Here is a 14299-nt window from a genome sequence, read left to right as displayed (position 1 = left end):
TAATTTTATCGATTAAATGCAGTTAAAATGCATTTAGTAGTTCACGTATACCCAACCAGTTATATTTTCAAAACTTTCATCGTTTAAAAACAGCACATAAAAATAAGTACCAACAGGCACTCTATTTCCTTGGCTTGTTAAGCCTTTATTAGCTGTTCCGTCCCATGGTAAATTATTATTACCTTGAAAAATGAGTGTTCCCCAACGATTATAAATTAACAGTTTGTGGTTTTCAAAAATATTGTAAAGCCCTTGAATATTAAACCAATCATTAAATCCATCATGGTTTGGTGTGAAGACTTGGGGAATATTGGGCGGACAATTTTTGACACTAACCTTAAATTTATAAAAATTAAAGCAGAAATCTGCGTTTACACGAATAAAAATTTCTTGTGGTGATGAGGTATTTTCAAAATATTCTGGAATCAATATCTCATTTTCCTGATTAAACAAATCGGTTTCAGTTTGATAATAACTGATATCCTCAAGGGTTTCATAATCAATAAATTGAAGTTGATCAGTTAAGTTGAATGTTGCTTTGTTAAACCCAATATCGCAAGATTCTAAAGGATTTAATGGTATGGCTTCAGGAATGGGAAGCAAGGTAATTCCTTCTATTTTGGTATTATTTAATTCGTTTAATTCAGTAACTATACCAGCTCCATTTCCGGTATCATCTATAACAATTTGAAGTGTAAAACTATCAGATATAGTTTCGGGAATATTAATGGTTATGGATTGTGTTTCAAAACCATCAATTGGAATGCTGTTTGTTGTTTCACTTTGTGCTACTAAAACTCCGTCTGCATAAAAGGCAATAGGTGTTGCTGCTGGTAAAATTTCGGTAGCGTTATTATTAAAAGCTGTAAAATTGATAGTCACATTTCTGGTGGCACATTCCAAAAAATAGTTGTCTACACTAACGGTTGCATCAGGTAGTTGACTGTTTAAAACGGTCACGACGTTATTCAGTATTATTAAGTCTGCTCTTAAAACCCCAAACTCATCGGTTTCACCTGTAGTTAGTTTTATTTCTACCGAATTATCACCAATTGCTATATTATTTTCAATATTGTATACATCTAAATCGCCATTATAAAAAGTGTTACTACCCGTAAATGAGTTTGTTCCGTTAAAGGCATTGTTTGAGGGATTTAATGGCGGGTTGGAGAGCAGGTTGTTATTAATTAAAAGCGATTCACCATAATTTAAATTCACATCGCCTTCCCAAGCTAAAAAACCAATTTTAGCACCTTCATTGTCTAAAACATTGATGTTTTCTAATAAAATAGTTTTTTCTTGCACATTTCGGTTGATGATTTCTAACCCTTGAAATAAATTTATTTGGTTGATTGGTAAGTCAGTGTTTTCATAAATCACGTAAATACTCCAGCCGGCAAAATTAGTTCGGTTACCACAATAACCTTCATTTGTAGTTAAAGTTTCAGAAATATCTAGATTTGAAAACGTATAGGTATCATTTCCTGTCGCACGTAGATAATCTGTTATGTCTGTGTAACAAGAAAAATAGGTGAGGAGTCCGTAAATAGGATCGTTATAGTCCACCAAATAAGTATTATCTGCACTAAATGGATTGCCGTTGAGGCTTACATCTGTATCGCCATTACCAGAACCAGCCCAATATAAATAAGCTGCTACAATATTCCAGTTTGGATTTAAGTTAAGTTCAGCCTCGGATTCGGGTAATATTTCACAAAAACTTCGGTCTAAATTATTTTCAAATTGGTTTAGTGTGTTGCCAATAGCTAAATAATCATAACGGCCATTAAATTGTTGAAATAATGATATTTCCTGACTGTATGCGAGGGAAGACGCAAAACAACAAATGATTAAGATGAATTTATTAATCTGAAACATAGAACGGTGTTACCGTTTTAAATGTACGATTTTTTTAGTGTTAACGCTTTAACGTGAAATGACTTTTAAAAATACGGCCATCTTGAAGCTTTACAGTAAACCAGTAGTCGTCATTTGGCATAATTTCACCATTATAAGTGCCGTCCCAACCACCATTCAAAGGGCTTAATTCTTTTAATAATTTTCCGTAACGGTTAAATATTTGAACGCGAGTGCTTGGTTGGAATAATGCAGTAACACCTTGAACATTCCAAGTATCGTTGGTGCCATCACTATTTGGTGTGAATACATTTGGAAATCCAATAACTGAAACCATATCATCTACCACGCCACAATTATTTTTAACATCACGAATGCTAACGGTATAAATTCCAGGATCTACATTGTTAAATTCATTACTTGTTTGATAAGAAGTGTATAAAAGTCCGTCACCATCAAAAAGTGCATATTCGTATTCTCCTTCACCTGAAACAATAACAGTAATGGTATTATTTCCACGAAGTGCATCACGTACTGTAATGGATTCTATGGTTGCAATATTAGAGGGTTCCACAGTAATGGTACGCGTTTGTGTACATCCCGAATTATTTGTGGCAGTTACGGTATAATTTCCTATTTCGTTAATAGCAATGGTGCTTGTGGTTTGGCCAGACGACCAAGCGTAGGTATAATTGTTTGCTGAATCGTTTAATATTCCAGCTTCTAAACTAATAGTGTCAGGGAATGTATTTAAACAATACAGTACTGTTTCATCTGCTTCTAATTGCGGTCTTGGGTTAATGGTTAACGTTACCTCACCAATCCCATAACAGGCATTATTGTTTTCAACACGTGAATAGATAGTTTGGTTATAAGGTATGGTATTATTAAAAGGTGTAGTTAATGCATTTTGCTCGAGCAGCGCATCATTATAATTTTCATAATAGGTAACTGGAAATGTAATGGTATTGTCTTGCTGAATGGCTACCGTAATTTCGTTTAAATCGAAGGTATTAATGCCATCTTCTGAGTCTAATTCATCACAAACTTCAGGAGCTTGATAATTATTAATTTGGGTTGTACTGACTTCAAGAGATAATTCAGCCAAGCTGTAACAAAGCGTTGTGTTATCAATAATTTTGGCAATTACGACTTCTGGATTACTCGTGTTTACATACCCTAAAGGGTCAAGCATGTCTGAACCAGAATTAGCATCTGTTTGATTGTCATAATACTCAATAGAAACCGTTGTGGAATTTCCTGATAAAGCACCAAAAGCTTCATCCAAATTAAACGCAGTTCTGCCATCTTGATTAGCATCTTCATCACATTGAATTAAGCTTGAGTTGAAAGCAGGAGGTAAAGGGTTTACAACAACATTAAAAGAGGTTGTGTTGAAACAGTCTGAATTTAAAACGTTTTCAACACGAACAAAAATTTCTTCTTGAAAAGCTGTTTGGTTGTAATATGTATCAGGAAGTGGGCTCATACCAGAATTAGCATTTGCTTGCGAGGTATGGTAACTCACTGAAAAATCTGTTGGACTTTGTGTATCTAGAAACATGGGGTTAAAACTCAACAAATCAATATCAGTTTGGCCATTCGTGGCATCTCCATCAGTAGCATCATCGCACCAGATTTGATCGGGAATTGGGTTTGCCGTTGGTGTTATAAACACTTCTACCTCAAAGGATGTAGTGTCATAACAATTTGGGTTGTTTTTGTTGTGAATACGAGCAAAAATAGGTGTTGGATTCAAGGTGTTAGTAAATAAGCCCGTAATCTCGTTTTCGTTGTTTTCAGCATCTAATTGGGATTCAAAATAATGAACTTCGTAAACGCTAGGATTTTGCGTTCCAAGAATATTCGCATCACGAACGGTTAAGTCAATATCTGCAGATAAAGCGTCATTACAAACATTCAACTTCCCAGCAGGATTAGCAATAGGAATATCAAAATATTCAACAATAGCTTCTCCTTCTAATCGGTTACAATCACCATTATTTAAATCGATTAGAACTCTATAGATACCTGCATCATTAATAATTAAGTCGAAATCAGCTTCTGGAAGTGGATTTTCGTCTTTTGTCCAAATGTAAGTTGCGCCAGGGATATTATCTGATATTAATGTATAAGTATCACCTGTGCATAATGGTAAGAATGTGGTTTCATTACCATTACCAATAATATCAATTTTTTCAGTAAAGAAAGAGGCTATGAATGGTGGTAATCCTTGTGTAGAATTATTTTGTCCTAATGAAATAGCATTGTTTACAAAATTGCAATCGGTTCCAAGTATATTGGGATTATTTATAACACTTAAAAAGGGTAAACCACGACTGTAGGTTTCAGATGTAGTTCTGTAAATTTTACCATCAGGACCTAACTGTAAAGCACTTCGGTAGCCATTCCGACTATCTAAAATAAAGGCTGAATTACTAATATCTCCAGCTGTTAGATCATATTGGAGTAATACAGATTGATGAGAACTTGGATTAGTATCACCATTACCAAAAAAATCATTTGAGGCGGTTACATATAAAATCTCGCTTGTTGGTGAAAATTCGGCACCGTAAGGGCGGTTATTTATACCAGGAATTGTGATTCGTGCACTATTACTTAACATACCCGTTGTAACATCAAAATCAAATAGGTCTAATCCATTAGACATACTAGCACAAGCTACTTTTGATCCATCAGGAGATAATTTGAGATACCCTCTAGAATCAGAAATATTTAAACGATTAAAAGTTGATTTGACTGCTATAGGATTAACACCTGTATCTGTAACTTCAAAAGCGTGAAATGTATCCATTCTTGCTGTTGAAGTACCATTAATATCTGAAAGCCCAATAACCCATATGGCTCCAGTTTCACAATCTTTTAAAACGGCTGCAATTTTTTCAGCACATTGTGATAAAAGATTAACATTTTTTACTGTTATTTCTCCACGACCAGAATCTAAAGTCATGTCAACAATTGAATATTTTAATCCCGTAAAAGACTGGTTTGATCCCACTGTAAAAATGTAGTAGATAGTAGAGTCGTCTGGCTTTGGAACTACTATAGCAGATTGTGAACTTGATAAATCACCTAATAACCCAGTGCCATTCACCATTATGTTATGCTCACTATTATAAACTAACGAACCATCTGTATAGAATAGTAAGTTTCCATTGTTATCTGAAATTGATGAACATCCTTCAACAGTATTTAGTTGCCCATCATTTAAGGCAGAAACGGTTCCATCAGCAGCAAACTGAATTCCAGCATTTTCGCCAAAATACCAATTGGATGCCTGTTGTTGACCATACACACCAACAAAACAGATTAAAAATGTATAAAAGAGTATTTTTTTCATTTGGATAGCAATATGATCCAAATATATTACAAATCTCGCTTCTTTAATAATCTTAACGATAAAAACACGAATATAGCAGTCCAACCAAGTACAATTGCAATTTCGTACCAATGCACAGCATAATCATATGATAAATCAGCTTTTTCAGGGAATTTTGTCATCATAATACGCTGGATAGGTTGGTCAATTAACTTATACATAGATTCTAATGGTAAGAAGTTTTTAACTTTAAACGCCGTTTCTGTACTACCAAAAATTTCATAAGAACCCCAAAATATAAGCCATTCAGCAATATAAAGTACTATTAAAAACGCCAAGGCAAATGCCGATCGTTTTAATAACATGGCAAAGAATAAACAAAGTGTAAAGAATCCAACAAGCTTTACAAAATAGGCTAGCAAGAATTCGGTTTCTCTAAAGATGATACTTGCTTCTGTATAGCTTGAATAATATAAGCCTATTAAAAATGACGCTATGGCAATTAAAACCGTAGCAAATAATGAGAAAAATACAATGGTGTAAAATTTAGAGAGTATAAATTCTTTTTTACTTAAACCATCAATTAAATTTTGTTTGATGGTTTTGTTGCTGTATTCATTCCCAATCATACTCACCACAACAATTGCAAAGAACAATTTGAAATATGAGGCAAAAAATGTGGTGATATGCCAGATTAATGGGAAGTTAAAAATGCCTAATTCGCCTAATTCTAAAGTGAAAAATCCGAAGAAATTTATTTTTATAGATGACAATACCAAAACCGTAAATGGCAAAATAAAGGATATAAATATTAATATTTTATTCGTTCTGCTTAACAGTAATTTTTGCAATTCTAAATTTACTAGTCGTAACATGTGGTTGGTTTTGATTGGTTAGTTGTCTGTTAATTGTAAGAATTGTTCTTCAAGACTTTCTTTTCGTTTTACTAAATGGGTTAAAACGATACCGTTATCAAACAACAATTTGTTAACGCTTTTGGCATCCATAGGTTCGTCTAGAAATGCTGTAATCAAATCGTCTTCAATTTTAATTTTTCCAAACATTTTTTTAGCTTCTAAAAATGCTGTTAACGTCTGGGTGTCGTCACATTTTAATTCTAAATAGCCATGACTCGATATCATTTCGTCTACACGACCAGAATATAATTTTTCACCTTTACGTAAAACTACAACATGAGAGCATACTTTTTCCACTTCATCTAATAGGTGTGATGCCAATAAAATGGTAGTGCCTTGACTAGCAATTAATTTAATTAAACTTCTAATTTGATGAATTCCTTGAGGGTCTAAGCCATTAGTAGGTTCGTCTAATATTAGAATTTCAGGATCATTTAATAAGGCAGAAGCTATGGCTAAACGTTGTTTCATACCTAGAGAAAAGGTTTGAAATTTGCTGTCTTTTCTGTCTAAAAGGTTTACCAACTCTAATTTTTCATCAATTTTATGATAATCAACACCTTTAATTTTACAAACTAATTTAAGGTTTTGATAAGCTGTCATGTATGGGTAAAAATTTGGACGCTCAATAATAGCACCTACTTTTTTTAAAGCATCATGGGTTGAGGTATTGCCATCAAACCAATGAAATTCGCCTGATGTTTTATTTACAACATTTAAAACAATCCCTAATGTGGTAGATTTTCCGCTACCATTTGGTCCTAGAATACCGTAAACATTGCCTTTATTGATGGTGAATGATAAATCTTTGACAGCGGTCAGGTAGCCAAATTTTTTAGTCAGATTATTAATTGTTAGAATGGTTTCCAAAATAGTCTTGGTTTTGGTTAATGGTTACTTGTAGGACGAGTAAGTTAATGATTTGTTACATGCTAAAATAAAAAAAGCATTCGGTTAAGAATGCTTTTTAATAGTAATTATTGTCTGCTTAATTGACTAGCAAGATCTTAATTCCAATTCTCGTCAAAATCTAAATTGTCATAATCATCTATATCTAAATCGTCTTCAAATTCATTATAATCATCAAAACTTTCGGCTTCAAAGTTTTTTTCTGGTGCTTCATCAGGTACTTGTCCGTGTACAAACATGAGGTTAGGATAATCGGTACCTTCGGTTTCTTCCACAATTTCCGCGAGCTCCACATAAAAGGTCCACATGCTTAAAAAATCATAAATATAAATAAGCTTGTTTTGTGCTTCGTGAACAGTGTCTTTTAAAACAGATTTACTCATAAGTTTAACAGGAGTCAACCCATCACTCATATCAAATAATGAAATCTCTTCACCTTGGTTCCATTCATCATCAGATAAATAAAAAGAAGCCATTTCAGAACCATCAAAACCAAAGGATTGTGTGATGGTATTATGCAGATCTTCCATGGTATCCGATTCACGGATTTCTATATCGCGAAAAACGTCTTTATCCGTATCGTTATCTAGTACTATTCGAAATCTATATATCATATTATAATTTATGCCGCAAAGGTAGTTATTTTAATATTATTTGCTAAATCGATGTAGCGTAAATGTCATAGCTGAAAGTAAGAAAAATGCACCCACTTGATGTGCCACACCTAACCATAACGGAACCGCATAAATAATGGTTAATACACCTAATAAAAATTGAAAACCAACCAGAATTAGCAAGGCGTTTATACTTTTTTGTTGCAGGTTTGTAAGTGTCATTTCGCGCGTTTTAAACCATAATATAAATATGGATGCCACGACTAAATAAGCCAATGTTCTGTGAATAAATTGAATGCCACTTGGGTTTTCAATGAGGTTTTTATAATACGGTTCTAATATATAAACGGTGTGATGCATGAATTTGCCTTCGTTCATAAAAGGCCAATGGTTATGAAGTAATCCTGCCTTTAAGCCAGCTACAAATCCACCATATATAATTTGGATGATAAGTAGTATAAAGCTAACAATTATTAAGTTTCTAAACTTTTTATCAATGACTTTTTTATTAGGATAAATTAAATCTAAAGCCACCCAAAGTGTGGCAGCAAAAGTTAAAAATGCGGTTGTTAAATGGGCTGCTAACCTAAAATGGCTTACGTCTGGCCGATCTACCAGACCACTTTTTACCATATACCAACCTAAAAAGCCTTGAAAAGCGCCAAGGCCTAATAGGACTATGCATTTTTTTATTGTTTTTCTAGTAAGTTGTTTTCGAATTAAAAAATATAAAAAAGGAATAATAAACACTAACCCAATAGTTCTACCAATTACACGATGAAGCCATTCCCAAAAATAAATACTTTTAAAATCCTCAATAGTGAAGTGTGAATGTAGCTTTTGAAATTCTGGGTATTGCTGATATAGAGCAAAAGCCTCTTGCCATTCAGCATCATTTAAAGGTGGAATTGTACCAGTAATTAATTTGTAGTCAGACATAGATAGTCCAGAGTCTGTTAATCTAGTAATGCCACCAACAACAACCATGATAAAGATGAGGACGCAACCTGTAAGGAGCCAGTAGATTACTTTTTTATTGTCTTTTTTCATTTTTTATTGAGTTTTCAGAGTTACAGAGTTACAGAGTTACAGAGTTACAGAGTTATAGAGTTTGAGAGTTTCAGAGTTTTGAAAAGGTTAGTTTTTTATTTTACGAATAAAACTGGAAAGCATCCGTTCAATTTCTCTACTGTCATTATATAATTTATTAAAATTATCTTGTTTCAAAAACTTTAAATTGTAAGCTATTTCAAGTTGTGTTTGTAATTCAAACAGCGAACTTAAAGCAATGTTCAAAAAACGCAAATAATCTTTCTTTCCTTCTCTACCGTAACCTTCTGCGATATTACTCGGAATAGAGGTTGCAGATCTTTTTATTTGAGACGTTAACGCATACAATTCATCAGGCGGAAAAACCATTACTTCACTATAAATTAAAGTCACCAATGCCATAGACTTTTGCCAGACTAATAATTTTCTGAAGGTGCTATTTTTTGAACTTTCCATTTGTGAATTATGTTTTTTAGTGTCAAATTATTTTACCGCTTTACCGCTTTACCGCTTTACCGCTTTACCACTTTTCAACTTTGTCTCTTTGCAACTTATACTCGCGTCAACCCCAAACGTTCACCTTCTTCCAACATGAGTTGAAAAGCTGCTTCATGTTCATTGGGAATATCACCTTCTAAAATGGCTTCTTTAATTTTTTCTTTTATTACACCTATTTCTCGTGATGGTTTTAAACCAAAGGTTTCCATAATTTCTTCACCAGAAACAGGTGGTTGAAAATTTCTGACTTGATCCCGCTCTTCAACTTCCACAATTTTATCGCGTACAAGTTTAAAGTTATTGTGGTATTTTTTAAATTTCTTTGGATTTTTTGTGGTAATATCTGCTTCACAGAGCGTCATTAAATCTTCTACATAATCACCAGCATCAAAAACTAACCGTCTTACGGCAGAATCCGTTACCATATTATCCGCTAATGCAATTGGCCTAGAACTCATAAATACCATTTTCTGGACAAATTTCATTTTATCATTTAAAGGCATTTTTAGTCTTTTGAATAAATGGTAAACCATTTTTGAACCTTCAAATTCGTGTGCGTGAAACGTCCAGCCATTTTTTTTATGAAAGCGTTTTGTTGGTGCTTTTCCAATATCATGCAATAAAGCAGCCCAACGTAGCCAGAGGTTATTGGTGTTTTTTGAAATATTATCTACAACCTCTAGTGTGTGATAAAAATTGTCTTTATGACGTTGTCCTTCAATTTCATCAATTCCTTTTAGTGCTGTTAATTCCGGTAATATTTGTTTTAATAAGCCGGTTTCTTCTAACAATAAAAATCCAATAGATGGTTTTGGTGATTCCAAAATTTTATTGAGTTCAACAACTATGCGTTCGTTAGTTATAATCTCTAATCTTTGATTATTTTTTGAAATAGCCTGTAAGGATTCGAGTTCAATAGTAAAGTGTAATTGTGTGGCAAAACGGATGGCACGCATCATACGTAATGGATCGTCACTATAGGTGATGTCTGGATTTAGAGGTGTCCGGATTATTTTATTTTCCAAATCTTTAACACCTTGAAAAGGGTCTACTAAATCACCAAAAGTTGTGTGGTTTAAACTTAACGCTAGAGCATTTATGGTAAAATCGCGACGATTCTGATCATCTTCTAATGTGCCATTTTCTACAATAGGATTTCGGCTGTTTTCATGGTAACTTTCTTTACGAGCTCCCACGAATTCTATCTCAATATCTTCAAACCGTAACATGGCCGTACCATAGGTTTTAAAGACTTGTACCTTGGGTTTGGTAGGAAGGTTTTTTGCCACTTGTCTGGCTAACTCTATACCACTCCCAACGGCTACAATATCAATATCTTTAGGGTTTCCACGCTTTAAAAGGAAATCACGAACAAACCCACCAATTACGTAACTATCAACCTGTAACTCTTCAGCAGATTTTGAAATTATTTTGAATATAGAATGCTCTAATGCGTTTTTGTAATTCATCTCTTATAAATTTCCCATCTTACCGATTGGCTGTCAAGATTCCATTTCAATTCTGAAAATCATCTGATTTATGACATGTTAGGGTCTTAAAACCGTTACATTTCCATCTTTATCCAATTTAATAATTGTGGACGGTTTTGTATTGATTTTTTCGTTTTGCAAATTTACAACATAGTCCACATCTTTTAAAATGTCTTCATGGATTTCTTTAAACGATTTAGGTGATGCTTGACCACTGATATTTGCCGATGTAGAAACTATGGGTTTTTGAAATAATTCAATTAATTCGTAGGCAAAACCTTCATGAACCATACGGATGGCCAAGGTATTATCTTGAGCAATTAAATTTGTCGCAACCAATTTTGGATTATTGTAAATAATGGTTGTAGGTTTTGTTGCCGTCTCTAAAAAATGAATAGCCGCTTCAGGTATTTCTTCAATGTGCGTTTTTAGCATGTTTAAACTAGAAACCAAACAAATTAATGCTTTACTTTCTATACGATTTTTTATTGCGTAAATTTTTGAAACCGCTTTGGCATTAGTAGCATCACAACCCAGTCCCCAAATAGTATCGGTTGGGTAGAGAATAGTTTTTCCTTGTTTCAAATTTTCTAAAGCTGTATACAGTTCCGACATAAATATTTAGTTGTAAAAGTTTGTCATGGTTTTAATAAAAGCGTCTCGTCCACTCTGACCAATAATAAAATTTCTAATGGTTTCTGGCGAAAAAATAATATTCTTATCCTTTATTCTTAAGAGATTTACTGCTATGGCTTCGGCATCTTTTAAATTCACCAAAACGCCAGTTTCTGCTGTTATGGAATCTTCTACACCACCACTTTTTGTTGCAATTACGGGTTTGCCGCAAAGCATGGCTTCTCTAACCGCTACACCATACGTTTCTGCTACACTTGTGGAAACAAAAACATCACAGGTTTGTAGTTGGGAATTTATTTCTTCTCGAGTTAGTTGCGGATAAAAGGTGCATTTATCAAACACCTGATGTTTTTTTGCCAATGTTTCAAAATGTGAACTATTGGCTTTACTACTATCATTAAAAGAATCGTTACCAATAATAATAGCTTCAAAATCATCTGCGCAGATAGCTTGAAAAGCTTCCAAGCTCCTAATGAACGTTTCAGTATCTTTTATTAAATGTGGATAAGTAATTGTTAATATCGTGAATTTTTTTTGAGGCCGTTTTGTCCCTATTTCAAACTTGTTTTCATCCGTTAAGTTCCAAATTACAAAAGGGTTACAATCCATACTGTTCATTAAAATACAGCGTTTTTGATGGTGACTAACAGCGCCAATTTTGTAAGCATTTTCTACCGCTTCTCGGATACCTTTTTGTACGTATTTATTATAGTAATTTAATAGAAATGTTTGGTGTTCAATGATAACAAAGGGGACCTTATTTAATTTCGATAAATAATGGGCGTAAATACCACCATTGGCACTACATTGTGCATGAATTAATTCGGGTTTCCAATGTTTTGTTATAGTTTTATAAGCTTGTTGGTATTGTTTTTTACGAGACTTGAGCTTCCATTTTTTTGGCCACTTTTTATACTGATAACTGTTAAAGGAAAGTGCTTCTGGATTTTGTTTTAAGTAGGTATTATGAATTGTTTGCTTTTTGCTGAAAAGTTGTTTAAAACGAAGGAATAGATATTTGAAAAATCCAACTTCATGCTCAACCCCAAAAAGAATTTTTATGTCAAAACCATTAGCATTCAAAAGATGTGCCTGCTCCCGAAAAAAGGTTCCAACCAATTCATTATCAGAATTTGGATACCAAGAAGGAATAATTAGAATTTTTTTAGGCATACTTTTAATCTTTTTTCTAGGGTAAAATTATACATTTAACTAGGAAATCTTTCTATTATAAAAAAAAATATTTTTATGAGTATTAGAACACGAAGTTTGTTAATTTTGTTTTAATGATAAACGTTACACAATCTTTTCTGCCACCAATCCAAGAGTTTGAAGCTATTTTAAAGCGCGCTTGGGATAAAAAGTGGATAACTAATAGAGGTGAGCTACTTCTGGAATTAGAAGCTGAATTAGCCACATATTTAGGGGTTTCCAATTTTTTTATAACCACCAACGGAACCTTACCCTTGCAAATTGCTTTAAAAACATTGGGTATCACCAAGGAAGTGATTACCACGCCTTTTAGTTATGTGGCAACGACATCTGCTATTATCTGGGAAAATTGCACACCTGTTTTTGTGGATATTGAACGAGATATGTTAACCATTGATCCAGCAAAACTAGAAGCAGCCATTACAGAAAATACCCAAGCTATTTTAGCAACCCATGTTTTTGGAAATCCGTGTGATGTGGAAGCTATTCAAGAAATAGCAGAAAAGCACAACTTGAAAGTTATTTATGATGCAGCGCATTGTTTTGCTGTAACGTATAAAGGGAAATCTATTTTTGAGTATGGTGATGTTATTTCTACCAGTTTTCATGCTACAAAACTATTTCACACAGGAGAAGGTGGTGCCATATTTGTTCCTAACGATGCCCTTTATAAAAAATGTTATTACCATCATAATTTTGGTCATAATGGACCATTAGATTATCATGGTTTGGGTGTTAATGCTAAAGCTTCAGAAATGCAAGCTGCAATGGGTTTAAGTGTGTTACCTTATATTGATACTATTATTGCCAAACGAAAATTATTAACAGAAACATACGAGACTTTATTAAAAGACAATCCACATCTATCGCTTTTTGAATTTAGAGAGTTTGCAGAGAAAAATTACTCTTATATGCCTGTTATTTTTAAAGATGAAGCCCACATGCATATTGTTTTAGAGAAATTGGCAGCCGTGCAAATTTTTCCAAGGCGTTATTTTTATCCGTCATTAAACAAATTACCGTATTTAGATAAATCAGTATCTATGCCAATTTCTGAAGATATTTGCAGTAAAATTCTTTGTTTACCCTTATATTTCGAATTAGAAAAACAGCAAGTTGTTGAAATCTGTAGTATAATTAATTCGCTTTAAATGATTGTTCTAGGTGCTAAAGGTCACGCAAAAGATGTGTTAGTTGTTTTAAATGAAACAATAACAAAAGAATCTACTTTGTCTTTTTTTGACGATTATACAAAACCTGAAGAAGCTCTTTTTTTAGGAAAGTATCCCATTATACATTCTTTAAGTGCTATTGATTTTAGTAGTAATCCGCATTTTGTATCAGCAATAGGAACACCTCATTTACGCAAACAAGTGGTTAAAAAATTTGTAAAAGCAGGTGGTGTATATCAAACCGTTATTTCGAAACATGCTGTTATTGGTGCTTTGGATGTTCAAATAGGGCAAGGCACTAATATCATGCCGTTTGTATTTATTAGTAATAGCGTTCAAATTGGTGAAGGTTGCTTAATTAATACATCTGCTCACATCCATCATGATGTTAAAATTGGCAATTATTGTGATGTGTCTCCAGGTGCCAAAATATTAGGTCGGGTTACAATTGGAAACAATTGTAATATTGGTTCTGGAGCTATTATTCTGCCCAACATTACATTAGGTGATAATGTTACTGTAGGCGCTGGAAGCGTGGTTGTAGAAAACTGTTTATCTGAAAATACAATTGTTGGAATTCCAGGAAAATTAAAGAATAAATAAG

12 protein-coding genes are annotated in these 14299 nt (G+C 33.4%); 2 read left to right on the top strand and 10 right to left on the bottom strand.

What is annotated here, in order from left to right; translation table 11 throughout:
* Positions 1 to 33 precede the first annotated feature (33 nt).
* The 10 genes from BM239_RS11705 to BM239_RS11660 all read right to left on the bottom strand — a co-directional run bounded on the left by BM239_RS11705 (position 34) and on the right by BM239_RS11660 (position 12484).
* On the bottom strand, positions 34 to 1878 hold the full coding sequence (locus BM239_RS11705; protein ID WP_092208825.1) for a T9SS type B sorting domain-containing protein: 1845 nt from the start codon (positions 1876 to 1878) through the stop codon (positions 34 to 36).
* 40 nt (positions 1879 to 1918) lie between these two features.
* Entirely contained in the window at positions 1919 to 5218 is a 3300-nt protein-coding gene (locus BM239_RS11700) for a T9SS type B sorting domain-containing protein (RefSeq protein ID WP_092208823.1), read from the bottom strand.
* A gap of 26 nt (positions 5219 to 5244) precedes the next feature.
* Positions 5245 to 6072 (bottom strand): ABC transporter permease, encoded by an 828-nt coding sequence (locus BM239_RS11695; RefSeq protein ID WP_092208821.1) that lies wholly within the window; start codon positions 6070 to 6072, stop codon positions 5245 to 5247.
* A gap of 18 nt (positions 6073 to 6090) precedes the next feature.
* Entirely contained in the window at positions 6091 to 6984 is an 894-nt protein-coding gene (locus tag BM239_RS11690) for an ABC transporter ATP-binding protein (protein WP_092208819.1), read from the bottom strand.
* A gap of 137 nt (positions 6985 to 7121) precedes the next feature.
* Entirely contained in the window at positions 7122 to 7637 is a 516-nt protein-coding gene (locus tag BM239_RS11685) for an IS1096 element passenger TnpR family protein (protein ID WP_092208817.1), read from the bottom strand.
* Between the two features lie 36 nt (positions 7638 to 7673).
* Positions 7674 to 8687, bottom strand: coding sequence for a COX15/CtaA family protein (locus tag BM239_RS11680; RefSeq protein ID WP_092208815.1), 1014 nt, complete (start codon positions 8685 to 8687; stop codon positions 7674 to 7676).
* An 87-nt stretch (positions 8688 to 8774) separates the two neighbouring features.
* Positions 8775 to 9143, bottom strand: a complete 369-nt coding sequence (locus BM239_RS11675) for a four helix bundle protein (RefSeq protein WP_092208813.1) — start codon at positions 9141 to 9143, stop codon at positions 8775 to 8777.
* A 95-nt stretch (positions 9144 to 9238) separates the two neighbouring features.
* Entirely contained in the window at positions 9239 to 10654 is a 1416-nt protein-coding gene (locus BM239_RS11670; RefSeq protein ID WP_092208811.1) for a CCA tRNA nucleotidyltransferase, read from the bottom strand.
* A 78-nt stretch (positions 10655 to 10732) separates the two neighbouring features.
* Positions 10733 to 11290 carry an L-threonylcarbamoyladenylate synthase gene (locus BM239_RS11665; protein ID WP_092208809.1) on the bottom strand — a complete coding sequence of 186 codons (558 nt, stop codon included), beginning with the start codon at positions 11288 to 11290 and terminating at the stop codon, positions 10733 to 10735.
* Positions 11291 to 11296: 6 nt separating this feature from the next.
* Positions 11297 to 12484, bottom strand: coding sequence for a glycosyltransferase (locus tag BM239_RS11660; RefSeq protein WP_092208807.1), 1188 nt, complete (start codon positions 12482 to 12484; stop codon positions 11297 to 11299).
* Between the two features lie 113 nt (positions 12485 to 12597).
* On the opposite strand from BM239_RS11660, the gene BM239_RS11655 reads away from it, so the two are divergent.
* Together BM239_RS11655 and BM239_RS11650 are read left to right on the top strand one after the other, a co-directional pair.
* Positions 12598 to 13674: a DegT/DnrJ/EryC1/StrS family aminotransferase gene (locus BM239_RS11655; RefSeq protein WP_092208805.1), complete on the top strand. Its 1077-nt coding sequence runs from the start codon at positions 12598 to 12600 to the stop codon at positions 13672 to 13674.
* Positions 13675 to 14298, top strand: coding sequence for a NeuD/PglB/VioB family sugar acetyltransferase (locus BM239_RS11650; protein ID WP_092208803.1), 624 nt, complete (start codon positions 13675 to 13677; stop codon positions 14296 to 14298).
* Position 14299 lies beyond the last annotated feature (1 nt).

It is taken from the genome of Algorimicrobium echini, assembly GCF_900115185.1.
Taxonomy (GTDB): Bacteria; Bacteroidota; Bacteroidia; order Flavobacteriales; family Flavobacteriaceae; genus Algorimicrobium; species Algorimicrobium echini.
The sequence above is the reverse complement of the archived record's forward strand: the minus strand, read 5'-3'. Positions and strand labels throughout refer to the sequence as shown.